Raw genomic sequence first — 22,279 nt, forward strand, 5'->3', positions numbered from 1 at the left:
TGCTCAGACCACACGATTGCGTAGAGGTTTAGCCGGTCGCCTTCACACTAGACCACCAGCGTGGGGCAATGAGCGGCACCGGCCACGCGTTGGGAAACGCTGCCCAGCAGCAAATTCTTTTCCCCATTGGTTCCCTGTGCGCCAATTACGATCAGGTCGCACTCCCGCTTACGAGCAAAGCGCACGATGGTACGGGAGGGACGTCCGCCTTTGACAAAAGCTCGCACGCGAACGCTATCGGCGCCCAGTTCGATGGCGTGGGATTTGGCGTGCACGGCAATCTCCGTTGCGTACTCCTTGAGCGCGTCATCGGGGATATCCAACCGGTTGGGGCGCACCATGGAAAGCGACGCCTCCAGCAGGCTGTGATGTTTGAACACACACAGTAGGTAGAGCTCTGCCCCGGTGAGCAGATGCAGACCAACGGCTTTTTCGAGCGCCTTGATGGCCCCCTTTGAGCCATCGACAGGGATCAAGATGCGATTGAACATCCGCGTTCTCCTTGTGACTGCTTAACGGAAGGCAACATCACGCAGGAACAGCGCAATTTGCGGGAACATGATCAACAGCGCCGCCGCCAGAATCAGCATGAAGATGAACGGTGGCGTGCCCTTGATCACCTCCCAATAGGGGCGTTTGAAGATCGCGATGGCGGTAAAGATATCGCAGCCAAAGGGTGGCGTGGCCGACCCAATCGCCACCTGCAGCGTAATCAGGATACCGACCAGTACGGGATCGAGCCCGGTGGCTGCAATCGCCGGGGCAAAGATCGGCGTCAATACCAGAATCACCACGATGGGGTCGACGAACATGCACGCCACGAAGAATGAAATACAGATGGCGATCAACACCCCCGTGGGTCCGGCCTCGTTGACCCCCACGGCTTCGAGGATCGCTTGGGGAATCTGCGCAAACGAAATGATCCAAGAGAAGCCATTGCCCACGGCCACCAGAATGAACACCACGGCGGTGATCAGGCCAGTAGACTTGGCGATGGTGTAGATATCGCGCATTTTCAGCGAGCGAAAGACGACGAACTCTAACAGCACCGCATACAGGACACAGGCGGCCGCCGCTTCGGTAGGACTGAAGATCCCGCCGTAAATGCCGCCCACGATGATCACTGGGAAGCCGAGCGGCCAGAGCGCTTTCTGAACGGCCGTGGCCCGCTCTTTCCAGCTTGAGCGCTCTTCGGTAGGCACGTCTTTTACGATGGCGTAAATGATGCAGTACGTGGAGAACATGAACAGGATAAGCAGGCCGGGACCAATACCGGCGATGAACAGCTCGCCAATCGAGGTGCCGGAAATGACCCCGTAAATGATCATGCCAATGCTGGGGGGAATCAAAAAGGCAATATCACTGGCATTGATGATCAGCGCCAGCGTAAAGGGATCGGAGTAGCCCGCTTTGAGCATCTTCGGACGCAGCGGCGAGCCTACCGCCACTACAGTGGCCTGGGTCGACCCCGACACGGCGCCGAACAGCGTACAAGAAGCCGCCGTGCTGACCGCCAACCCCCCTTTGATATGGCCAATGAAGGACATCACCATATCGATGAGGCGATTCGCAGACTGCCCTCGGGTCATGATGTCGGCGGCCAGAATGAACATCGGCACGGCGATTAGCGACGCCGGGCGTATGCCCGCCATCATCTGCTGAATCAGCGTATCCATTTGGCCGAAGCCGTTGAACATCATATAGAAGCCGATCACTGCCGCAGTGATCAGCGGGATCATCATTGGAAAGCCCAGCAGCAGCAGGGCAATCATGGTGACTACCATTATCGTCGTCATAGCGTTCCCCTAAGGTGCAATCCCTGCTTTACACTTCTGTTTCGGTGTCTTTATAGCCGTCTACCACCCCGGTAGAGAGGTAGACGTCTCGGGTGGTGAGATTCTTGATCGCGGTCAGTAGGTACTGAATCCCGGTGATCAAAAAGCCCATGGGCACCCAGACGTAGATGATCCATACCGGTAAGCCCAGCGACGGCAGTACGCGCCCTTTGCTATACAGGTCGAGGATGTACACGACGGAGTAGTAAAGCAGGAAGAACATCACCAGCGAGGTGAAAAACGCGATGCCGATCATTAGCACTTTGCGACCGCCCACCGGCAGCGCATCGTAAATCGCCGACATGCGAATATGGCGACCGTGGCGGGCAGCGTAGCCAATACCCGCAAAGGTGATCATGATGATCAGGATACGGTTCAGCTCGCCTGAGAACATGATGCTATTGCCGAACACGAAGCGGGCAACGACGTTGGTGACCGTATTCAGCGCCATTAGCAAAACCCCCATCGCCAGTATGACTGACTCGATTTTGCTAATTGCAGTGTCGATCACTCCTAGTACGCCGGGCAAACCCGAGCGGTAGTTCTTTTCGGACTCTTCTTCGGACATGGCCGTTCTCCTTTGAACGCAGCGTGGTCGCTTGCTCGATGGCGACGCGACCTTCCCATCACTGACACCGAACGGAGCAGGTTCGGCCTTGCTCATTTTGTAGCGTAATGGGTAATGACTCTTTTCGCTTCAACGCTGGATGGACGTAGATTTTTCTGTGTTCGCCCCCGCGAGCATGTGTTTTTTCGCTAGAGGGGTGGACAACAAAAAAGGGGCAGCGCTGGCTGCCCCTTGGCGACGTCATGTGATTAACGCAAGCGCGCTAACCGATTAGGACTCGCTTTCGACGGCTTCGAGGTCCGCTTTGAACTGCTCCAGCAGCTCGGCACCGCGCTCGCCCGTCATTTCGAGGAAGGCTTCCTCGACCTGCGGTGCGCGCTCGCGGAACGCTTGGATCTGCTCTTCGTTCAAGCGTGTCACGGTGACTTCGTCAGACGCTTCCTGGATTTTGGCCAGCGCTTCATCGGCTAGCCCTTTGATGTGCTCGATAGTGTGGTCGTAGGCCGCGTCCGAGGCGTTCTGGACCAGCTCTTTGTCTTCATCGGACAGGCCTTCGTAGAAGTCCTGGTTGGCCATCATCGCGGTGGTGAACCAACCGTGGCCAGTGAAAGTCAGGTGCGGAGACACTTCGTACAGACCGCCAGACTCGATCCAGAAGATCGGGTTTTCCTGACCATCGATGATGCCGGTCTGCAGGCCACCGTAGACTTCGCCCCACGGCAGCGGTGTCGGCGTCGCGCCAAAGGCGTCGTAGGTTTCCGACAGCAGCGGGTTGGTCATGGTGCGGATTTTCTTGTTATTCATGTCTTCCGGCGAGCTAATCGGCTCGTCGGTGGTGACCACCATTTCACCCTCGGGGTACATTTTTAGAAGCTCGAGACCCTGCTCGGCGTAAAGCTCCGGGAACATTTCATTGATGGCTTTACTCTCGTCGAAGAACGTTAGAACGGTCTCTTCGTCGGTCGGCAGCAGATACGGAATGAAGAAGATTTGCGCTTCTGGGATCAGCGCACCGGTAAAGCCAGGTGACTGATTGACGAACTGGAGGATGCCATTTTGCGTCTGCTCCATGATGTCGTCGGATTCGCCAAGCTCACCAAAGCGATAAACTTGGACGGTGTGATCGGAGTTCTCTTCGATGTACTCCTTGAATGCGTAAGCGAAGACATCCTGCACGTCGCCTTCGTACTCTTCGTGTGCGTAACGCCAGTTATCTGCCTGAGCGGTCGCGCTCAAACCCAGCAGCAGTGCACCCACGCTTGCCGTGGTGAGCAACTTGGTGGTGACGGAACGAGTCGAAACTAATGTGCTTGCCTTCATGCAGAGTTCCCCTAGCAGTGGTAAGCGCGCCGTACGAGAGCGCAAGGATCTTAGTGTTTGTATATCCCGAGTCGCTCCACTTTTATTCAGCGTTTGTTCAGCCGCTAACACGCAGTAACGTCGTTCATTGCTGTGGGTTAGCGGACGATCGCCAGCGAAGCTAACACGGGTTATTCAAAAACAGCTTAATTTCAGGCTAGCGTGGTGATTCACAGCGGTCAAGCTGGCTTGCCAGGGCAAAAAGGGCCGCTCTCGTACTCTCGCGCCCGCGTGGCGCGCGACACAAATCGTTGTCAAGCGGCGTCGAAAACAGCGTATCTTGCAGCCACTGTGCAACATTGTGCTGGCTTATGTCGCTTTTTGTTAAGCGCGCGTCCGCGTCTGATGAGCCGAGCGCCCACTGCTGCCAACGTTGAAGGTTTTCACGCTCTGCCTGCAGCTCGGCACTCTGCAGCGTGGCACGCAACGCTTTGACGGCCTCGTTGTGGGCGGCTTCGGGTTTCAACCGGCGGCGAAGCGTTCGTAGCGTCACCGTCACCTGCTGCTGCCAAGCCATGCGCTCGGCGCGTATGGTAGCGAGCGGGCCTGGCGAGGCCGCCAGACCCTGCTGATAGAGCCAGCAATGGAACAGCAGCTCACACACATCCACACCAGCCTCATCCTGCAACGTGAGGCAGGCCTGCTCGACGCCGGGCCTGGCATAGAGCGCCAAAGCAAAATCCCACAGCGGCCTCTGCTGCAAGCGCTGCAATCGGTTAGAATCGCGCATTGGTTTACCCACTTTTTTCGGGAGAAAACATGATCGCACTGCGCCAAGTCGCCCTGCAACGGGGTACGCAAACGCTCCTAGAAAACGCCGATCTGACGCTCCATAACGGCGTCAAGGCCGGCATCATTGGGGCGAACGGTGCCGGTAAGTCGAGTCTATTCAAACTCCTGCTGGGCGAGCTGGGCCCTGATCAGGGTGACGTCGAGATGAGCGGTGGCCAGCGGATCGCCCACATGGCCCAGGAAGTGGAGGCGCTGGATCGCCCCATCGTGGAGTACGTGCTGGATGGCGATCACGCATTGCGCAAGGCGCAAGCCGACTTGCTCGCCGCTCGGGAAGCGGGCGACGCCCATCGCGAAGCGGAGCTACACGGGCTGATCGAAACGCTGGATGGCTACACCGCCGAATCCCGCGCGGCCCAGCTACTGGTGGGGCTGGGCTTCGTCCAGGCGGACCTGATGCGCCCGCTGTCCGATTTTTCCGGCGGCTGGCGAATGCGGGTCAATCTTGCCCGTACGCTGTTCATGCCTTCCGACTTGCTGCTGCTCGATGAGCCGACCAACCACCTGGATCTGGACGCCCTGCTGTGGCTAGAGCAGTGGCTCACCCGCTACCCCGGCACGCTGCTGCTGATCTCTCACGACCGGGACTTTCTGGATGCCGTGTGCGACCACATCGTCCACATGCATCATCAAACGCTGGAACTCTATCGGGGCAACTACTCTCGATTCGAGCGCACACGGGCGGAGAAGCTCGCCCTGCAGCAGGCCGAAGCAGCCAAACAGCAGGCGCGCCGCGAAGAGATCGAGCGTTTTATCGCTCGCTTCAAGGCCAAGGCCACTAAGGCGCGTCAGGCGCAGAGCCGCGTCAAGATGCTGGAGCGCATGGAAGATATCGCCATGGCCCACGTGGACTCTCCCTTTCACTTCACCCTGCCCGCGGCAGATAAGACCTCTCACCCGCTGCTAGTGCTGGATCAAGCCACGCTAGGCTACCGCAGCCAGGCGGGCGACGTCGCACAGCTCGACAAGGTGAACATTACGCTGCTTCCCGGCAGCCGGATCGGCCTGCTGGGACCCAACGGCGCGGGTAAATCCACACTGATCAAGTCGCTCACCGGCGAGCTGGCGCTGCTCGACGGCAAGCGCGTGCCCGGCGAGCACCTAGCGATTGGTTACTTTGCTCAGCATCAGCTGGAGGGGCTGGACGTGACCACGACGCCGTTCGTCCACGTGCAGCGGCTCTCGCCCACCGCCAGCGATCAAGAGATTCGCAATTTTCTAGGCGGCTTCGGTTTCAAGGGCGACGACGCCTTCGGGGAAGTCGCCACCTTCTCGGGCGGTGAGAAAGCGCGGCTGGCACTGGCGCTGGTCGCTTGGCAAAAACCCAATCTGCTGCTGCTGGACGAGCCGACCAACCACCTGGATTTGGAAATGCGCGAGGCGCTCACGGAAGCGCTGGCAGGCTTCGAGGGCACGGTCATTTTGGTCTCCCACGACCGTCACCTACTGCGCGCCACGGTCGATGAGTTTTGGCGGGTCGCCGACCACCGGGTCGAGCCCTTCGACGGTGACTTGGAGGATTACCGGGCTTGGCTCAAGGCGCGGTTGGAAGAGAACCGCCGCGACGCCCGTAGTGAAAAGAGCGAACGCCAGAGCCAACAGCCCAGCGGCGACCGTAAAGCCGCCCGCAAAGCAGCGGCCGAGCTGCGCGAGAAGCTGCGCCCTTTGAAAAAAGAGCGCGATAAGGCGGAAAAGGCCATGGAAAGAGCGCAGCACTCGCTCGAGGAGGTCGAGGCCATACTCGCCGACCCTGAGCTCTACACTGACGGCGCCCGCAAAGCGGAGCTGACCGATGCGCTGGCCAAGCAGGCAACGATCAAAGCGCAGCTAGACGACGCCGAGCAGTCGTGGCTCGCCGCCGAAGAGGCACTGGAAGCCATGGAAGCCGAATTGCTCGCCAGTGAGAGTGCCTAGAGCGCTAGCTCTTCAGCAGAAACGTGACCGGGCCATCGTTCGTCAGCGCAACCTGCATGTCCGCGCCAAACTGGCCAGTCGCCACCTGGGGCCAAGCAGCGCGCGCTCGATCGACGAGGTAATGAAACAGCCGCTGCCCCTCCTCGGGCGGCGCGGCGCTGGAAAAACTGGGGCGCAGCCCCTTGTGCGTGTCGGCCGCAAGCGTGAACTGCGACACCAGCAGCAAGCCTCCTTGGGCCTGCTGCAAGTTGTGATTCATCTTGCCCGCGTCGTCGCTGAACACGCGGTAATGCAGCAGCTTGTGCAGCAGTTTATCGGCCTCCGCCTCGCTGTCGCCTTTCTCGACACCTACCAGTGCCAGCAACCCGTGGTCGATCGCACCGATGGTGCTGCCATCCACCGTGACGCTGGCGTGTTTGACCCGCTGAATCAGTGCTTTCACGCTTACCCCTTTGTCCGTTCATTGGCGCTGTCGAAGAGGGCGAGTGTAAACTGAGGCGAGGGCTGGCCCAAGCGAGATGGTGCGTGGTCAGCCGCTATCCGTCCACGCCCAGTAGCGCGTCGCGAAACTCTTCACCCAGCGGGCGCTCGCCCAGCCAAATGCCGAACATCGCGCTGGCAAACTCGGCGCTGCTATCCTCGTAGAGCGTCTCACCGTTGAGGGCAAGGCGTAACTGCTCACCGTCCCAGCTCAACAGGTACCGATCACCGGGTACCACATCCCGGTACCGTTGATTCAACTGCGCCATGTTCTCTTTCACCTGATTGAACTCGTAAAGCGTCAACGAATCGTCGAGCGTTTTCTCTGTCGCCTCGGCAAAGTCGTCGGCAGCAATCTCATGAAAGTAGGCAAGTTCCAAACGGCGGGGTACATCGCTTAACGGCTGAGGCTCGCGCTCCCCCTCCAACTGATAATACGCCCCCGCATAAGCGGTCCATATCATGTAACGAAATACGCCGCTTCCCAGCAGCACATAGCGCTGGCCATTCTCTTCCACCACACGGTCGAAGCGTTCGCCCCGCTCGGTCACGCTTTCGGCTTGGGCGCTACTGACCGCCACGGTGGTTCCTATGAGCAAACAGGTCGACAGTAGGGCTGTCACAAGGCGTGGTTGCACGGTGTCCTCCTCCCGTATTGGCTTGGCTGGTTTCACGTATAGCTATACATACTCGCCAAGACAATAAAGGTTCCGTACAGTCATGCTCGAAACGGCACTAACGGCTACCAAGGTCGACACACCATCACGTCGCAGTGGGGTTCGCTCAGCAACATGTCGGTGAGCGGGTTGGGTTGATGCGGTCGGCAGCGGCTACCCAACATGACCAAGTCTGGCGAGTGGCGCTTGATATAGTCGTGCAGCACGTCGCAGGGCTGGCCCGGTTCCAGCACCAGCTCGATATCGGGTATGCCGTCTAGTTCGCGCATGAGGCTTTCGACCTCGTTGTCCAGCGCTTCTCGTAGGCGGGCGACCTCATGATCACGCCACTGGGCATAAAATGCCTGGTTACCCAGCTCTCGCTCACCGGGCAGGTTCCACGCGTGCAGCAGCGTGAGCTGAGCGTCGGGAAAGCGGATCAGTGCCTCTTTTAGCGTTTGTCGAGCGGTGAGAGAAAAGTCGATCGGCACCACGATATGCTGCCACGGCTGCGTCGGTCGGTATGACGCTACCACCACGGGGCAAGGGGTACTGCGCAGAATACGCATCAAGGTCGTGCCAAAGAGTAAATCTTTCTCACCCCGCTTACGGTGCATGCCAAGCACGATTAGCGATGCATGACGCTCATGGGCTTCGCGAACGATCTCCACATGGGCATCGCCCACCACCGTTTGAATCATCAGCGAAGGGAGTTCGAGCGCGTAATCCTCACGAAGATCGGTGAGCGTCGCGCTAATGTCATCGCTGACCGCGCGCTCCAGGTCGTGAAGCATCCGATGGGGAAGGTAGGGGTCGAGCACGTGGAGCACGTCCAACTGCGCGCCCTGCTGATGGGCAAGGCGCAGCGCACGGGCAAAGGCCGCGCGATTTTCCTGTGACAGGTCAGTGGCAAATAGCAGCGTGCGAGACATGGCTAGCTCCTTGGCCGAATGGCTCAGCCTGATAGGCAAACAAACGGGCACCCTTCAGCATGGTGCCCGCTGCCCTATCTCGCAAGGAGACTCTGCGCCGCCTTTCCCCTCGATCCGACGTTTATTCTGCGTGGCGCTCGCCCACCGGCCTACCACCACGCATGGAAGTGGTGTACCGGACCACGCCCTTTGCCAACGGTTAAACGGTGGCTGGCCGCCAGTGCGCTATGCAGCCACTGCTTTGCCTCGGTAATGGCCTGCTCTGGCGCATCCTCTTCAGCCGCGTCAGGCAGCTTTGCCAGGCAGGCAGCAATGGCAGAAGAGAGCGCGCAGCCCGTGCCATGAAGATTCTCAGTAGCAATGCGGGAAGCCGGTAGCCACTGCTGTCCGCTGGGAGTGGCCAGCAAGTCGGGGCAGGTATCGCCACGCAAATGGCCGCCCTTTAGCACCACAAAGGGCGCGCCAAGGGCCACCAGCTTAGGCAGCAGCGCTTCCATTTCGTCCAAACTGGTGGGCGCAGGTGCGTCCAGCAGCACGGCCGCTTCCGGTAGGTTGGGGGTAATCACGTCAGCGAGCGGCACCAGCACTTCCCGCACGGCACGAATGCCCGCGTTATCGACCAGGATATCGCCGCTCTTCGCTACCATCACCGGGTCGAGCACGATCCAGCGCGGACGCCGTTGGCGTAGTACGTCTGCAATGACTTCCGCCACGTCACGACTTGCCACCATGCCGATTTTCACTGCATCGATAGTCACATCGTTCAACAGATGCTCGAGCTGCTCACGGATCGCTTGGGGCGATACAGGGTACACCGAGGCGACGCCACAGGTGTTCTGGGCAATCACCGCCGTGATCACGTTCGTGCCATAAACGCCAAGGGAGGAAAATGTCTTGAGATCGCCCTGCAGACCGGCACCTCCAGAGGGGTCGGAGCCAGCGATGGTCAATACATTACGCAAGCGAGCGTCGGCAGGTCGTGAAGGCGTGAGCATAGCGGGCGTGGACATGGGGCTCCTTACCAAGCAGAACAGTATCTGCATAGGATACTCAAGCCGCCGCACTTACGCTGCCTTAATCTCACGAAAAGGCCGCCCGAGGGCGACCTTGTGGAGGCATGGCGTTACTGGGTGGTATCGCCGTCCGGGTTGCGGGCGTTGTAATACGCCTGCTCGGAAATCGCGTGGTAATCCTCGACCTTGTCCTGGAACTCGCGATAAGAGTCATAGATGCGGGTCGCCAGCTCGCTGGATGCAGCCAGCTCACCCACTACGTCGGCTGAGTGTTCGCGAGCCTGGGCCAGCACGTCGTCAGGGATGCGGCGCAGTTCGACATCGTGCTCGTTGACCAGGGTTTCCAAGGCGTCGTTGTTTCGGGCGGTGTACTCATCCAGAACGCTTTGGTTGATGTCGCTGATGGCAGTGCGCAGAATCGCCTGAAGGTCGGCGGGCAGTTCCGCCCATGCCTCTTCATTCACGATGGCTTCGAACATCACCGTCGGCTCATGCCAGCCTGGGTAATAGTAGTAATCAGCGGCTTGGTGCAAACCAAAGGCGAGATCGTTGTAGGGGCCGATCCACTCGGTGGCGTCGATGGCACCGGACTGTAGCGACGTGAAGATTTCACCGCCGGGCATGTTGACGATGGCCACGCCCATGCGGCTCATCACTTCGCCCCCCAGACCCGGCATGCGCATTTTCAAGCCTTCCAGGTCGTCTACCGAGTTGATCTCTTTGTTGTACCAGCCGCCCATCTGAACACCGGAGGCCCCTGCGACCAACACATCGACGCCAAAATCATCATAAAGCTCGTTCCACAGCTCCATACCACCGCCGTAGCTGAGCCAAGCATTCATTTCCTGAGCGTTCATGCCAAACGGTACGGCAGCAAAGAACTGGGCCGCTGGCGCTTTGCCTTTCCAGTAATAGGAGGCGGAGTGGCCCAGCTCGGCGGTGCCGTCTGCCACCGCATCGAACACCTCGAAGCCTGGCACGAGCTGACCTGCTCCGAAGACTTCGATGGTCAACCGGCCATCGGACATCTCCTCGACGAGCTGGGAGAGCCGCTCAGGGCCTTGGCCCACACCGGGGAAGTTTTTCGGCCAGGAAGTGACCATTTTCCAGCGAAAATTCTCTTGTGCCTGGGCCTGGTTATCGAAGCTGGATACGACCAGCAGACTGGCAGAAAGAGCGGTCGTCATGGCAATGGCGACAGGCAGTGCTTTGGCTTTCATGCGTTAACCCTCTTGCTTGTTTTATTGCTGTTATGGGTAGGGAATACCCCACTTGGCGTGTGCCACCAAGCGGGTTGTTACAAGCCATTGTGTGTCTGCAGCTTGGCTGCTTTTAGTGAAGGTTGCCACTCTCTTGCGTTGATAGCAGCGTTATTTTTCAACTAAGTGCGTCTTAGAACTGTGTCGGCAGCCAGGTCGCCAACTGCGGGAAGAACGTCAGCAACAGCAACATTCCTAACTGCATCAGGATGAACGGCACCACGCCACGGTAGATGGCCGAGGTGGGCACCGACGGTGGCGCCACGCCGCGCAGATAAAACAGCGCGAAACCGAACGGAGGCGTCAGGAAGGAGGTCTGCAGGTTGATGGCGATCATGATGCCCAACCAAATCGGGTCGAGTCCCATCGCCAGCAGGATCGGACCGACGATTGGCACCACCACGAAGGTGATTTCGATGAAGTCGAGAATGAAGCCAAGCAGGAAGATCACCAGCATGACGATAATCGTGGCTCCAATCACGCCCCCTGGCATGCTCTCGAACAGCTCGGTGACCATGTGCTCACCGCCATAGGCGCGGAAAACCAGCGAAAACAGTGCCGCGCCGATCAGAATCAGGAACACCATCGTGGTGACATGGGTGGTCGAACGCAGCACGTCTTTGAGGGTTGCCCAATCCAGTTGACGATAAGCCAATGCCAGCACTAAGGCACCAAAGGCACCCACCGCCGATGCCTCAGTGGGCGTTGCAAAACCACTCAGGATAGAACCCAGTACGGCGACGATCAGCACCACTGGCGGCACCAGGCCTTTGAGTAGCAGGATGCCCAAGCCCGAGGTGTGGCCAAGCTCGGCCATCAGCTCTTCGCGGTCTGCCGCTGGCGCCATGCTGGGACGGAAAAACGCCACCAAGCCCACGTAGATCATGTACATGACGACGAGAATCAACCCTGGCACGAGCGCCCCCATGAACAGGTCGCCCACGGACACCGTTTTCGGGCTGAAGATGCCCATGTCGAGCTGGGCCTGCTGATACGCAGACGACAAGACATCGCCTAGCAGTACCAGGGCAATGGAGGGCGGAATGATCTGCCCCAGCGTGCCGGTAGCGCAAATGGTGCCCGTGGCCAGCGACGTACTGTAGCCACGCTTGAGCATGGTGGGCAGCGACATCAACCCCATGGTGACCACGGTTGCCCCTACGATGCCGGTAGAAGCGGCCATTAGCATGCCCACCAGCGTGACCGAAATCCCCAGGCCGCCACGCATGGAGCCAAAGAGCAGCGCCATGGCATCCAGCAGCGTTTCGGCGACTTTGGACTTCTCCAGCAGCACGCCCATCAAGACGAATAGCGGTACCGCCAAGAGCGTCTGATTGGTCATGATGCCGTAAAGACGATTGGGTAGCGCGGCTAGATAGCCGCTATCGAAGTTGGCGTCGATGCCAATGGCTTCCAGCCCCAGCCCCATGCCTGCAAACAGCAACGCAGTGCCCGCCAGCGACAGAGCCACGGGAAAGCCGAACATCAATACGATACAGATGGCGGCAAACAGAATAAGCGGCATAAATTCGAGCATCAAACACGCTCCTCGAGGTGATTGTCAGCGGCAGTTGGCGGCGTCATTCGCCCGGTGAAGACATAGCCATTGCGCACGACTTCGATCAGCCCTTGAAGGATCATCAAGACCGCAAACACCGGAATCAGCGTCTTCAGTGCAAATACGGCGGGTATGCCACCGTAATCCGAGGAGGTTTCCATGATGCGCCAAGAGTTCGCCACATAACCATAGCTGGACGCGATGACGAACAGCATCACCGGAATCATCAGCAACAGAATACCCACTATATTCACCAGCGCCTGTCGGCGAGGTGTCATCCCACGATAGAAAATATCGACGCGGACATGGCCATCGTGGCGAAAGGTATAGGCAGCAGCGAGCATGAAGACGCTAGCATGCATGTACATCACCAGCTCTTGCATGAAGATACTATTGATACTGAACATATAGCGAAGCAGAACAATCGCGAACTGAATCAACATCATGATGATGATCAGCCACGCAAGGGTACGCCCGAACCAATCCGAAGCGCGGTCCAGCGCACCGATAAACGCAGGTAGTTGTGTTGTGTCCGACATGGAAGTGTCTCGCGTAAAACGGCTAAGGGGAGTCAGCGCCCCAGACAATAGCGCATATACGCAGACAATGCAGCGCCCCAAAGACGCTCTTACGGCTTATTGTTCAACGTTCGCGCTGATAGACGAGAGACACGCCGCTGGCAGCGGCAGATCCACCGCGATCGGCAGATGGTCGGAAAAGAGATGATCCAGTACGCGCACCTCGGCGGCTTCCAGCGTTTGCGACAGCAAAATATGATCCAACGCGCGGCGCGGTTGCCAGGAAGGGTAGCTGAGTAGCGGTTTGACAGGGTGCAGCGGTAGTGAGGTGCTAAACCGCTCGTGGGCATGAAGCTGATCGGGCGTGCAGTTCAAGTCACCCATGACCACCACGTGTCGCAGCGGCTCGATGATGTCGCTGAGGTAGTCGAGCTGACGCACGCGACCACGGTGGCTAAGCGCCAAATGGGCGACGAAGATATGCAGCGCATCTGGGCCTTCGCCGTAACGCACGTGAATCGCGCCGCGGCCGGGCAACATGCCGGGCAGCCGATGCTCTTCGATGTGGCTAGGCGTCAAACGAGAAAGCAGGCCGTTGCTGTGCTGGGCAAACTGACCCAAATTGCGGTTGAGCTGTTGAAAGTAGTGCGGAAACTTCGCCTGGGCTGCCAAGTACTCCACCTGATTGACTCGGCTGGAGCGAAAGCTGCCGCCATCGACCTCTTGAAGCCCTACCACGTCGAACTGCTCCAACACGCTGCCCACTAGCGCCAACCGCTTGATACGCTGGGGGTTGGGCAGCACATGCTGCCAACTCCGCGTGAGGTAGTGGTGGTAGGCAGAGGTTTGAATACCTACCTGCAAGTTGAAGGTCAGCAGCCGAAGATGGCCGCGTTCCAACAGCGCGGAGGAGGGAAGCGCTCCGGGCGAGCGAGTTGGCCCGCCCGTGTGACCGTGCTCAAGCACCGTTATTGCGCACGCTCGCTGCGAACTTTGTCGATCAGCGCATCGGCGATTTGTGGCATGTTTTCCAAGCTGCCAGCCGACTGGGGCGATACCACGTAGCGGCCATCCACGATCAGTGCTGGCACGCCCATAAGACGCATGTCACGCATACGGCTGTTGGCCTTGTTGACCTCGCTACGCACGCTGAACGCGGTCAGCGCTTTTTGGGCTTCTTCTTCGCTCACGCCGTAATCAGAGAAGAAGTCGGCGATGTCGTCTGCTTCGGTCAACGAACGACCGTCTTGGTGAATGGCGTCGAAGAAGTCCTGGTGCAGCTCTTCTTCGATTCCTAACGACTGGGCAGCATAGAAAGCCGTCGCATGGGTATTCCAGTCACCGCCCATGGTGGCTGGCATTTTCACGATGCTTACGTCATCGTCCAGCGTTTCGTACCACTCATTCACGGACGTTTGCAGCCGGTAGCAGTGCGGGCAGCCAAACCAGAACGCTTCGGTCACTTCGATCTGATCATCGTCTACCTGGGTCGCCACCGGCGACTCCAGCAGCGTGTAGTGTTGGCCTTCGACCAGTTCTTGAGCGCTTACCGCTGCAGACAAGCCCAGACCGGCCAGTGCGACCATTAACGTTTTCAACATAGCGAGAACTCTCCAAAAAAGCAGGCCAACAAAAAGTGTGGCTATGACCCCTGGCGGGCCAGGCAGGTTCCCCATCCGGCGGATATTTCACAGGATAGGGAAACCGGCGGAGGGGAAATTAGTTCAAGCCCAGCACGTAGTTGGCGACGGCTTCCATGTCTTGGTCGCTCATCTTGGAAGCGATATCGCCCATGATGTTGTTCGGGCTATTGGCGCGCTCACCGGAGGCAAAGTCTTGCAGCGTGGAGACGGTGTACTCTGCATGCTGGCCGGACAGCGCCGGATAGACCGCACTGCCGATGCCGACACCCGTGGGCGTATGACAGGCGCTACAGGCGGGAATGCCTTTGGACATATCGCCTGCGCGATACAGCTCTTCACCGCGGGCTAGCAACTCAGCGTCTTCATCGCTGGTTTGACCGAGGTTAGCCTCTTGGCCTGCAAAGTGGGCAGCGACGTCCCAAGCATCTTGGTCTGAGTAGTCATCGACCAAACCGGCCATCTGTGGGACGACACGGTTGCCGTCACGAATGTCCATGATCTGTTTGGCCAGATAGGACATCTGCTGTCCTGCCAGGTTGGGGAAGGTACCCACTGCGCTAATGCCCTGCTGGCCATGACAGGCGGCACAGGTTTGCGCAAGTTCGCGACCCGCCGCTGCATCAGCGTCGGCTTGGAGGTCCGTTTGGGCGTGGGCGGTGCCAACGGCACCCATGGTAATTGCCAGGCTTGCCAGTAACTTTCTCATTGCTATTCCACTATGCCGTTTGATTATTGACTGGTACGCACCCTGGGCGCTGCCCAGGTTCAGCACATTACCAGGGTCAGCTCCGCCAAAACGAACAACATATCGCGTTGGTCGCTGCTGGCTAGAGCGCGATGGTACACTAGCGCCCCAGGTCGCAGTTATAAACCGCTTGCATTATAACGAATCACCCTAGCGGCGGGAATGCAAGTCCAGGTCTGCTTTTGGGGTAATTCGTCGCGGTACCGCCCTCGCTCACTCGAGAGTGCCCGGGCAGGCCGTGTCATACGTTTGTTTTTCAGGATGAACTCCATGTCTACCCCTCATGATAGCCCAGTCCCTCGGCTAAACTATCCCACTGCGCGCTTTATGATCAGCGCGCCGACCTTGGCGCTATGCCCAGACGATACGGGGGCAGAAGTGGCCTTTGCCGGGCGCTCCAATGCCGGTAAATCCAGCGCTATCAATGCGCTTACCCGGCAAAACGCGCTAGCGCGCACCTCGCGAACACCCGGCCGCACCCAGCTCATCAACTTCTTCACCGTGATGAACGATACGTCGCGTCGCTTGGTGGACTTGCCCGGCTACGGCTACGCCAAAGTACCGGAAGCGGTCAAGCTCGAGTGGCAGCAGCACTTGTCCGACTATCTGCGCGGCCGTTTTAGCCTGCGCGGCCTCGTACTGCTCATGGACGTTCGCCATCCGCTGACCGAATTCGACCAAATGATGCTCGATTATGCCGACCAGCGCGGCATGCCGGTGCACATCCTGCTAACCAAGGCCGACAAACTGAAACGCGGCCCGGCCAGCGCCGCCCTCCAAAAGGTGCGCTCTCGCTTGAGGGAGTGGGAAGATTTGGTATCGGTCCAGCTCTTCTCGTCGCTGAAGCGTGACGGCGTCGACATGCTCTCCCAAAAGCTCGACCAGTGGCTCTACACCCCTGAAGACGCCAACGAGTAACGGGCCTAGGCTTGTCGCTCCAGCCATGCGATCAGCTCGGGTAACTCTTTGACGTGGGCAATACGATGTACCCGCTCGGGCAGCGCTTGGTCGCCGCGCTCGGCCACCCAAGCGGCGTGCATACCGAGCTGCTGAGCGGGAAGTACGTCTTCTTGCCAGGAGTCACCCACGTGCATGGCCCGTCTCGGCACGGTATTCAGGCGCTCCAACGCGGTGAGAAACGGCTTGGGATCCGGCTTCGGTGCCAGCAGCTCACCCGCTGCAATCGCCACTGGAAAGTGCGCCGCCAGCGGCTGACGTTTGAGGTGAATGTTACCGTTAGTAATCGCCGCGAGCCGATAGCGCTCGGCGAGCGCCGAGAGCAGCCCGGCCGCTTCAGGGTGCGGGGTGACCTGCACACGCAGACGGTGGAACTCGTTCATGGCGGCAGCGGCCCATAGTAGCGCGGCGCTACGTGCCAAGCCGCTCTCCTCCAACTGGGCCTCCAGCGCTCGCAGACGCAACCACGTGAAGTCGCCACGTCGTTCGGGCACCTGGTGGGCCCACTGCTGGCGACGCTTTAAATAGTCTTCTACCCCCTCCTCGTAGGTGAGTGGTAGCGGTGCCTCCTGACGCGCCGACCGCCACGCGGTGAGCGCTTCCAGCAACCAGCGGTAGTGCCCTTCCTCGGTTTTCAACATCACGCCCTGGTTGTCCCACAGGGTGTCGTCCAAATCAAAGGTGATGGCGTCTAACGTGATCATGATTCACTCCCACTGGGGCGGCGTTTGGCGCGGGGATGCGCGGCATCGTAGCTCTCGGCAAGATGCTGCCAATCCAGCCGCGTGTACACTTGGGTCGTCGATAGATTGGCGTGGCCCAACAGCTCCTGCACAGCGCGCAAGTCCTGGCTGGACTCCAACAGATGGCTGGCAAAAGAGTGGCGCAGGCGGTGGGGGTGAAGGTGTTCGGGGAGGCCGCGCATCACTGACAGTTGCGCCAAGCGTTTCTGAATCGCCCGATGGCCCAACCGCTGCCCGCGCTGCCCGACGAACAGTGCCGTTTCAGCACTGTCTACCCAACTGGCCCGGCAGGCGAGCCACGCGGTGAGCGCCTGCTGGGCACGCCGTCCCACCGGCACTTGGCGAGGCTTACTGCCTTTACCCATCACCCGCACATGGTTGGCCGCCAAGTGATTCACGTCCAGCGCCGCGAGCTCTGCTAAACGCAGACCGCTGGAGTAGAAAAGCTCCAACATGGCCTGGTCACGAAGCGAGAGCGGCGAGCCGTCGTGGGGAGTGTCCAGAAAGCGCGACAGCGCGTCTACGTCCAACGGTTTGGGCAGGTGGCTGGGCTGCTTGGGGGTGCGCAACAGTTGAATCGGGTTATCCACCAGCACATGGCGTTCTACCAAGGCATCGGCGAAACGCGACAGTGCCGCGCGACGGCGGGCCAGCGTTCGGGGCGCCAGCCCCCGGCTACGCTCGGTACCGAGGAAAGCTCTTGCCAGCGTCGTGTCCAGCGCGCTGGCCTGAGTCACGCCGCGCTGGTCAGCAAACTGACAAAACGCCGCCAGATCCTGGCGGTAGGCTGCCACCGTTGCGGGACTGGCGTGAGTCGCCAGTTGCGCTAGGTACTCTTCAACGGCGTTTGTCAGCGTCGCTTGGCTAGCCATGCTGCTCCACGCCGTGGGGGCCTAATCGCAGCAGCAGGCGCGCGACGATATCGCCCAGGTACTCGGTAAATAGCGTATCCATGCTGGCGCGATAGCTGTCGGGGTCGGGGCTTGCAAGCAGCAAATAGCCTAGCTGCTCTCCGGCCGAGAGTCGCGTGATGGCACAGGAGCCCGCCTTGCGGGGCGCTTTGGTATGGGGCAGCAGACACTTCCAGTCGCTGACGCTTAGCTTGGCGCAGCGGCTGGTTCGACCATCCAGCAGCGCTGCCAAGCGGGCGCTGGCGTGCTGATCCAGCACGTGGCGCGGTGGCTGAGGCGGCGCCGGTTCCGCATCGCTCAACGAGGCGGGGCACCACAACGCCATCGCGGGGGTTTGAAAACGCTCGCTCAACTGCGTCGCCAGCGCTTGAGCGAGGGCATCGCGGTCTTCCGCTTCGACCAAGCTGAGCAGCGTCTCCCGCAGTCGGCGGTACTGCGACTCGTTGTGCCGCGCGGTTTCCAACAAATGCTCAAGCCGCCCTTCCGCCGTTTCGGCGCGCTGGCGAAGGTCGATCACCAGACGCTCTAATAGCGATACGGCGCCTTCGATATGCGGATGCGGCACTTTGAGTTGCTGCAGCAGCCCTTCACGACCAATGAAAAAATCGGGGTGTCGGGCCAGCCAAAACGCTACTTGATCCGGATCGAGCGTTTTACGCGGCTCAGGAGCTTGAGACATCGCCGTTCTCCTCGCATTAGTTGAGTGATACCCGACCGTCAAACACCCGCGTGGCGGGGCCCACCATGACCAGCGACGCCTCAGGGTCCGGCCACTCGATGCTGAGTTGCCCGCCGGGCAAATGCACTTTCACCGGACTCTTCAAAAGACCCTGACGAATACCGCTGGCCACCGCCGCACAGGCACCGGTGCCGCAGGCCAGGGTTTCACCGCTGCCTCGTTCGAATACCCGCAGGCGAATTTCGCTGGGCGAGACCACCTGCATGAAGCCCACGTTGACCCGGTTGGGAAAGCGCGGGTGCGCCTCCAACAGTGGCCCCAGGCGCTCCACCGGCGCGCTATCGACGTTCTCGACCTGGAGAACCGCATGGGGGTTGCCCATGGACACCACACCAATCTGCAGCGTCTCACCGTCGGCTTCCACCTCGTGCAGCGGCTGGTCACCCGGCGCCTCGAAAGGCAGCGCGGTTGGGTTGAAGCGCGGCCTGCCCATGTCCACGCGTACCATGCCGTCGTGCTGTACGTGGAGCACCAGCGGGCCTCCGGCTGTTTCGACGTGGATGTCATGCTTGTGGGTCAAGCGCTGGTCGCGCACGAAGCGGGCAAAGCAGCGCGCGCCGTTGCCACAGTTCTCCACTTCGCTACCGTCGGCGTTGTAGATACGGTAGCGAAAATCCATGTCCGGATCGCGGGGCGGCTCGACGATCAGCAGCTGGTCGAAGCCAATGCCGAAGCGCCGGTCCGCCAGCTGGCGAATCTGCTCGTCGCGCAGGCGCGCCCGCTGGGTGACCAGATCCACCACCATGAAGTCGTTGCCCAAGCCGTGCATTTTAGTGAAGTGCAGCAGCATCAGCGCGCTCCTTCGGGCAGCAGCGCCTCGCCGGCCCACAGGCTTTCCAGCGCTTCCCGAGCGCGCACCACGTGAAAGGTATCACCATCCACCATCACTTCGGGGGGACGGGGACGGCTATTGTAATTGGATGCCATGACGAAGCCGTAAGCACCGGCGGAGCGCACCGCCAACAGATCGCCCTCGGCAATCGCCAGCTCGCGCTCCTTGCCCAGGAAGTCGCCCGTTTCGCACACCGGCCCTACCACGTCGTAGGTGGCGGTGTCCCGTGCTTGGCGGGTGTCCACCGGCACGATCGCCTGCCACGCCTGGTACAGCGCCGGGCGAATCAAGTCGTTCATGGCCGCATCGACGATGGCAAAGTTCTTGGTCTCGCCAGGTTTCAAAAACTCGACGCGGGTGAGCATCATCCCAGCGTTGGCGGCGATGGAGCGGCCCGGCTCGAACAGCAGCGTCAACGTTTCACCGCCTTCCCAGCGGGAGAGGCGCGCCAACAGCTGGCTGGCGTAGTCGAACGGCTGGGGTGGCTTCTCGTCGCGGTAGGGCACGCCCAGGCCACCGCCTAAATCGAGGTGGTCGATCTCGATGCCGTGCTCGCGCAGGCGCTCCATGAGCACCAGCAGGCGCTCCAGGGCATCCAGGAACGGCGCAGTTTCGGTGAGCTGTGAACCGATGTGGCAATCCAGTCCCGTCACCCGCAGGTTGGGCAAGCTAGCGGCCAACTGGTACACCTCCAACGCGTCGTCGACGGGAATGCCGAACTTGTTGTCCTTCAAACCGGTGGAGATGTACGGGTGGGTACCCGCGTCCACGTCGGGATTGACGCGCAGGGATACCGAGGCGACTTGGCCCAGCTCCCCTGCCACGGCGTTCAAGCGCTCGAGCTCGGGGCGCGACTCGACGTTGAAGCACTTGATGCCGACCTCCAGCGCCCGCGCCATTTCCTGGGGCTGCTTGGCGACCCCGGAAAACACGACTTTGCTGGGGTCACCACCGGCTTTTAGCACCCGCTCCAGCTCGCCCACGGAGACGATATCGAAACCGGCGCCTAGGCGGGCCAGCAGGCCCAGCACGGCTAGGTTGGAGTTGGCTTTCACCGCGTAGCAGATCAGGTGCGGATGGCCGCCCAGCGCTTCGGTGTAAGCGCGAAAGTGGCGCTCCAACGTCGCTTTGGAGTAGACGTAGCAGGGCGTGCCCAGCTTGTCCGCCAGTTGCGTTAGCGGAACGTCTTCGGCGTAGAGCACGCCGTCGCGGTAGTTAAAGTGATCCATTACCCCTCCTGCTCGGCGGCCGAATCGGATGTGTCGTCAGGCAAATAGAGCGGCCCTTTCTGGCCACAGCCGACGAGTAGCAGCGAGGCCAGCAGCAGCGCGCCGAGTGTGATCGTATAGCGCTTCATGACGTCCCCTTGAGCGCCGCCAGCGCTTCACGGGCACGACTTGCGGCCGCGCGTACTTGGTCGGGCGCTGTGCCACCAATGTGGTTACGGGCCGCCACCGAACCTTCCAGGGTCAGCACCTCGAACACGTCCTGCTCGATGGTATCGGAGAACTGCTGAAGCTCTTCCAGGCTCATTTCTGAGAGGTCTTTCTTGGTTTTTAGACCGTAGGCGACGGACAGCCCCACGATCTCGTGAGCATCGCGGAACGCGACGCCTTTACGTACCAGATAATCCGCCAGATCGGTCGCGGTGGAGAAGCCGCGACGCGCCGCTTCGTACATGCTCTCTTTCTTGGGCTCGATGGCGGGCACCATGTCCGCAAAGGCTTTCAGACAGTCGCGCACGGTGTCGACGGCGTCGAACAGCGGCTCTTTGTCTTCCTGGTTGTCCTTGTTGTAGGCCAACGGCTGCGATTTCATTAGCGTCAGCAGCGCCATCAGGTGGCCATAGACACGCCCGGTTTTACCGCGCACCAGCTCGGGCACGTCGGGATTCTTCTTCTGCGGCATGATGGAGGAACCGGTGCAGAAGCGGTCGGGCAGGTCGATGAAGTCGAACTGGGCGCTGGTCCACAGCACCAGCTCTTCGCTCATGCGGGAGAGATGCATCAGCAAGATACTGGCAAAACTGGTGAATTCGATGGCGAAATCGCGATCCGACACCGCATCCAGCGAGTTTTCCGCCGGGCGGTCGAAGCCGAGCAGGTCCGCGGTGACGTGGCGGTCGATGGGGTAAGTCGTGCCCGCCAGGGCCGCGGCGCCCAGCGGCATCACGTTTACGCGCTTACGACAGTCCAAAAGCCGCTCATGGTCGCGGGCCAGCATTTCCTGCCACGCCAGCAGATGATGGCCGAAGGTGACCGGCTGCGCGGTTTGCAGGTGGGTGAAGCCTGGCATGATGGTGTCGGCTTCGCGCTCGGCCAGTTCGATCATGCCGTCGCGCAGGCGTGTCAGCTCCGCTTCGATCACGTCGATCTCATCGCGCATGAACAGACGAATGTCGGTGGCCACCTGGTCGTTGCGCGAGCGTCCGGTGTGCAGCTTCTTGCCGGTAATGCCGATTTTGTCGGTCAGGCGTGCTTCGATGTTCATGTGCACGTCTTCCAGCGGCACCGACCAGTCGAACTCGCCGCGTTCGATCTCGCCCTGGATCTCGGTCAAACCGTTGATGATCGCATCGCGCTCGTCGTCGGTGAGCACGCCTACCCGCGCCAGCATGGTGGCATGGGCGATCGAGCCCTGAATATCCTGGCGCGCTAGGCGCTGATCAAACGTCACGGACGCGGTGAAACGCGCAACAAAGGCATCGGTGGGCTCGCTGAAGCGACCGCCCCAAGACTGGTTCGTAGCTTGGCTCATCGGAGAGATATCCTGCTGACAAATCTAATGGAGTCGTTAAAAGAAAGTGTACCAGAGTCACCGCCTGG

24 protein-coding genes are annotated in these 22,279 nt (G+C 60.1%); 2 read left to right on the forward strand and 22 right to left on the reverse strand.

What is annotated here, in order from left to right; translation table 11 throughout:
• Positions 1-47 precede the first annotated feature (47 nt).
• The 5 genes from FHJ80_RS05625 to FHJ80_RS05645 form a co-directional block, all read right to left on the reverse strand.
• Positions 48-491 (reverse strand): universal stress protein, encoded by a 444-nt coding sequence (locus FHJ80_RS05625; protein ID WP_139526033.1) that lies wholly within the window; start codon positions 489-491, stop codon positions 48-50.
• Between the two features lie 21 nt (positions 492-512).
• Positions 513-1,796: a TRAP transporter large permease gene (locus FHJ80_RS05630; RefSeq protein ID WP_139526034.1), complete on the reverse strand. Its 1,284-nt coding sequence runs from the start codon at positions 1,794-1,796 to the stop codon at positions 513-515.
• A 28-nt stretch (positions 1,797-1,824) separates the two neighbouring features.
• Positions 1,825-2,403 carry a TRAP transporter small permease gene (locus tag FHJ80_RS05635; RefSeq protein WP_139526035.1) on the reverse strand — a complete coding sequence of 193 codons (579 nt, stop codon included), beginning with the start codon at positions 2,401-2,403 and terminating at the stop codon, positions 1,825-1,827.
• A 270-nt stretch (positions 2,404-2,673) separates the two neighbouring features.
• Entirely contained in the window at positions 2,674-3,723 is a 1,050-nt protein-coding gene (gene dctP / locus FHJ80_RS05640; protein ID WP_139526036.1) for a TRAP transporter substrate-binding protein DctP, read from the reverse strand.
• A gap of 196 nt (positions 3,724-3,919) precedes the next feature.
• Positions 3,920-4,492, reverse strand: coding sequence for a TIGR02444 family protein (locus FHJ80_RS05645; protein WP_139526037.1), 573 nt, complete (start codon positions 4,490-4,492; stop codon positions 3,920-3,922).
• A gap of 29 nt (positions 4,493-4,521) precedes the next feature.
• Between FHJ80_RS05645 and FHJ80_RS05650 the strand changes: the two genes are divergently transcribed.
• Positions 4,522-6,468 (forward strand): ABC-F family ATP-binding cassette domain-containing protein, encoded by a 1,947-nt coding sequence (locus FHJ80_RS05650; RefSeq protein WP_139526038.1) that lies wholly within the window; start codon positions 4,522-4,524, stop codon positions 6,466-6,468.
• A gap of 4 nt (positions 6,469-6,472) precedes the next feature.
• Here FHJ80_RS05650 and dtd read toward each other — a convergent pair whose 3' ends face one another.
• The 10 genes from dtd to FHJ80_RS05700 all read right to left on the reverse strand — a co-directional run bounded on the left by dtd (position 6,473) and on the right by FHJ80_RS05700 (position 15,233).
• A complete protein-coding gene (gene dtd / locus FHJ80_RS05655) occupies positions 6,473-6,910 on the reverse strand; it encodes a D-aminoacyl-tRNA deacylase (RefSeq protein WP_139526039.1) in 438 nt (145 codons plus the stop codon).
• Positions 6,911-7,004: 94 nt separating this feature from the next.
• Positions 7,005-7,586: a chalcone isomerase family protein gene (locus FHJ80_RS05660; RefSeq protein ID WP_139526040.1), complete on the reverse strand. Its 582-nt coding sequence runs from the start codon at positions 7,584-7,586 to the stop codon at positions 7,005-7,007.
• Positions 7,587-7,690: 104 nt separating this feature from the next.
• Entirely contained in the window at positions 7,691-8,536 is an 846-nt protein-coding gene (locus FHJ80_RS05665; protein WP_139526041.1) for a universal stress protein, read from the reverse strand.
• A 149-nt stretch (positions 8,537-8,685) separates the two neighbouring features.
• On the reverse strand, positions 8,686-9,546 hold the full coding sequence (thiD, locus tag FHJ80_RS05670) for a bifunctional hydroxymethylpyrimidine kinase/phosphomethylpyrimidine kinase (RefSeq protein WP_231125624.1): 861 nt from the start codon (positions 9,544-9,546) through the stop codon (positions 8,686-8,688).
• Positions 9,547-9,659: 113 nt separating this feature from the next.
• Positions 9,660-10,769, reverse strand: a complete 1,110-nt coding sequence (locus tag FHJ80_RS05675; RefSeq protein WP_139526042.1) for a TRAP transporter substrate-binding protein — start codon at positions 10,767-10,769, stop codon at positions 9,660-9,662.
• Between the two features lie 172 nt (positions 10,770-10,941).
• The gene (locus FHJ80_RS05680; RefSeq protein ID WP_139526043.1) at positions 10,942-12,345 is read right to left on the reverse strand and encodes a TRAP transporter large permease subunit; all 1,404 of its coding nucleotides are present in this window, start codon (positions 12,343-12,345) and stop codon (positions 10,942-10,944) included.
• On the reverse strand, positions 12,345-12,905 hold the full coding sequence (locus FHJ80_RS05685) for a TRAP transporter small permease subunit (protein ID WP_139526044.1): 561 nt from the start codon (positions 12,903-12,905) through the stop codon (positions 12,345-12,347). The genes FHJ80_RS05680 and FHJ80_RS05685 overlap by 1 nt, the downstream gene beginning before the upstream one ends.
• A gap of 96 nt (positions 12,906-13,001) precedes the next feature.
• Positions 13,002-13,850 (reverse strand): endonuclease/exonuclease/phosphatase family protein, encoded by an 849-nt coding sequence (locus FHJ80_RS05690; protein ID WP_139526045.1) that lies wholly within the window; start codon positions 13,848-13,850, stop codon positions 13,002-13,004.
• Between the two features lie 2 nt (positions 13,851-13,852).
• Entirely contained in the window at positions 13,853-14,485 is a 633-nt protein-coding gene (locus tag FHJ80_RS05695; RefSeq protein ID WP_139526046.1) for a thiol:disulfide interchange protein DsbA/DsbL, read from the reverse strand.
• A 118-nt stretch (positions 14,486-14,603) separates the two neighbouring features.
• Positions 14,604-15,233: a cytochrome c gene (locus tag FHJ80_RS05700; protein ID WP_139526047.1), complete on the reverse strand. Its 630-nt coding sequence runs from the start codon at positions 15,231-15,233 to the stop codon at positions 14,604-14,606.
• A 309-nt stretch (positions 15,234-15,542) separates the two neighbouring features.
• Here FHJ80_RS05700 and yihA point away from each other — a divergent pair, with 309 nt between their 5' ends.
• Entirely contained in the window at positions 15,543-16,190 is a 648-nt protein-coding gene (gene yihA, locus FHJ80_RS05705; RefSeq protein WP_139526048.1) for a ribosome biogenesis GTP-binding protein YihA/YsxC, read from the forward strand.
• Between the two features lie 5 nt (positions 16,191-16,195).
• Here yihA and FHJ80_RS05710 read toward each other — a convergent pair whose 3' ends face one another.
• From FHJ80_RS05710 to argH, 7 genes are read right to left on the reverse strand one after another with little or no spacing between them, the layout of a single operon-like run.
• Complete coding sequence (locus FHJ80_RS05710) at positions 16,196-16,933, reverse strand: HAD family hydrolase (protein WP_139526049.1); 738 nt, start codon at positions 16,931-16,933, stop codon at positions 16,196-16,198.
• The gene (locus FHJ80_RS05715) at positions 16,930-17,844 is read right to left on the reverse strand and encodes a tyrosine recombinase XerC (RefSeq protein ID WP_139526050.1); all 915 of its coding nucleotides are present in this window, start codon (positions 17,842-17,844) and stop codon (positions 16,930-16,932) included. Before FHJ80_RS05715 ends, FHJ80_RS05710 begins: the two co-directional genes overlap by 4 nt.
• Positions 17,837-18,562, reverse strand: a complete 726-nt coding sequence (locus FHJ80_RS05720; protein WP_139526051.1) for a DUF484 family protein — start codon at positions 18,560-18,562, stop codon at positions 17,837-17,839. Before FHJ80_RS05720 ends, FHJ80_RS05715 begins: the two co-directional genes overlap by 8 nt.
• A 16-nt stretch (positions 18,563-18,578) precedes the next feature.
• Positions 18,579-19,412 carry a diaminopimelate epimerase gene (dapF, locus tag FHJ80_RS05725; protein ID WP_139526052.1) on the reverse strand — a complete coding sequence of 278 codons (834 nt, stop codon included), beginning with the start codon at positions 19,410-19,412 and terminating at the stop codon, positions 18,579-18,581.
• Positions 19,412-20,683: a diaminopimelate decarboxylase gene (lysA, locus tag FHJ80_RS05730; RefSeq protein ID WP_139526053.1), complete on the reverse strand. Its 1,272-nt coding sequence runs from the start codon at positions 20,681-20,683 to the stop codon at positions 19,412-19,414. Before lysA ends, dapF begins: the two co-directional genes overlap by 1 nt.
• Positions 20,683-20,811: a lipoprotein gene (locus tag FHJ80_RS05735; RefSeq protein WP_139526054.1), complete on the reverse strand. Its 129-nt coding sequence runs from the start codon at positions 20,809-20,811 to the stop codon at positions 20,683-20,685. Before FHJ80_RS05735 ends, lysA begins: the two co-directional genes overlap by 1 nt.
• Positions 20,808-22,211, reverse strand: coding sequence for an argininosuccinate lyase (argH, locus tag FHJ80_RS05740; protein WP_139526055.1), 1,404 nt, complete (start codon positions 22,209-22,211; stop codon positions 20,808-20,810). The genes FHJ80_RS05735 and argH overlap by 4 nt, the downstream gene beginning before the upstream one ends.
• Between the last annotated feature and the right edge of the window lie 68 nt (positions 22,212-22,279).

The organism is Halomonas sp. BL6 (assembly GCF_006228115.1).
Classification (GTDB): Bacteria; Pseudomonadota; Gammaproteobacteria; order Pseudomonadales; family Halomonadaceae; genus Vreelandella; species Vreelandella piezotolerans.

Excerpts from the sequence above, each read along its gene's own strand:
- FHJ80_RS05625 (WP_139526033.1), bottom strand. The coding sequence starts at position 491 with ATGTTCAATCGCATCTTGATCCCTGTCGATGGCTCAAAGGGGGCCATC.
- FHJ80_RS05630 (WP_139526034.1), bottom strand. The coding sequence starts at position 1,796 with ATGACGACGATAATGGTAGTCACCATGATTGCCCTGCTGCTGCTGGGC.
- FHJ80_RS05635 (WP_139526035.1), bottom strand. The coding sequence starts at position 2,403 with ATGTCCGAAGAAGAGTCCGAAAAGAACTACCGCTCGGGTTTGCCCGGC.
- dctP (WP_139526036.1), bottom strand. The coding sequence starts at position 3,723 with ATGAAGGCAAGCACATTAGTTTCGACTCGTTCCGTCACCACCAAGTTG.
- FHJ80_RS05645 (WP_139526037.1), bottom strand. The coding sequence starts at position 4,492 with ATGCGCGATTCTAACCGATTGCAGCGCTTGCAGCAGAGGCCGCTGTGG.
- FHJ80_RS05650 (WP_139526038.1), top strand. The coding sequence starts at position 4,522 with ATGATCGCACTGCGCCAAGTCGCCCTGCAACGGGGTACGCAAACGCTC.
- FHJ80_RS05665 (WP_139526041.1), bottom strand. The coding sequence starts at position 8,536 with ATGTCTCGCACGCTGCTATTTGCCACTGACCTGTCACAGGAAAATCGC.
- thiD (WP_231125624.1), bottom strand. The coding sequence starts at position 9,546 with ATGTCCACGCCCGCTATGCTCACGCCTTCACGACCTGCCGACGCTCGC.
- FHJ80_RS05675 (WP_139526042.1), bottom strand. The coding sequence starts at position 10,769 with ATGAAAGCCAAAGCACTGCCTGTCGCCATTGCCATGACGACCGCTCTT.
- FHJ80_RS05680 (WP_139526043.1), bottom strand. The coding sequence starts at position 12,345 with ATGCTCGAATTTATGCCGCTTATTCTGTTTGCCGCCATCTGTATCGTA.
- FHJ80_RS05685 (WP_139526044.1), bottom strand. The coding sequence starts at position 12,905 with ATGTCGGACACAACACAACTACCTGCGTTTATCGGTGCGCTGGACCGC.
- FHJ80_RS05695 (WP_139526046.1), bottom strand. The coding sequence starts at position 14,485 with ATGTTGAAAACGTTAATGGTCGCACTGGCCGGTCTGGGCTTGTCTGCA.
- FHJ80_RS05700 (WP_139526047.1), bottom strand. The coding sequence starts at position 15,233 with ATGAGAAAGTTACTGGCAAGCCTGGCAATTACCATGGGTGCCGTTGGC.
- yihA (WP_139526048.1), top strand. The coding sequence starts at position 15,543 with ATGTCTACCCCTCATGATAGCCCAGTCCCTCGGCTAAACTATCCCACT.
- FHJ80_RS05710 (WP_139526049.1), bottom strand. The coding sequence starts at position 16,933 with ATGATCACGTTAGACGCCATCACCTTTGATTTGGACGACACCCTGTGG.
- FHJ80_RS05715 (WP_139526050.1), bottom strand. The coding sequence starts at position 17,844 with ATGGCTAGCCAAGCGACGCTGACAAACGCCGTTGAAGAGTACCTAGCG.
- FHJ80_RS05720 (WP_139526051.1), bottom strand. The coding sequence starts at position 18,562 with ATGTCTCAAGCTCCTGAGCCGCGTAAAACGCTCGATCCGGATCAAGTA.
- dapF (WP_139526052.1), bottom strand. The coding sequence starts at position 19,412 with ATGCTGCTGCACTTCACTAAAATGCACGGCTTGGGCAACGACTTCATG.
- lysA (WP_139526053.1), bottom strand. The coding sequence starts at position 20,683 with ATGGATCACTTTAACTACCGCGACGGCGTGCTCTACGCCGAAGACGTT.
- FHJ80_RS05735 (WP_139526054.1), bottom strand. The coding sequence starts at position 20,811 with ATGAAGCGCTATACGATCACACTCGGCGCGCTGCTGCTGGCCTCGCTG.
- argH (WP_139526055.1), bottom strand. The coding sequence starts at position 22,211 with ATGAGCCAAGCTACGAACCAGTCTTGGGGCGGTCGCTTCAGCGAGCCC.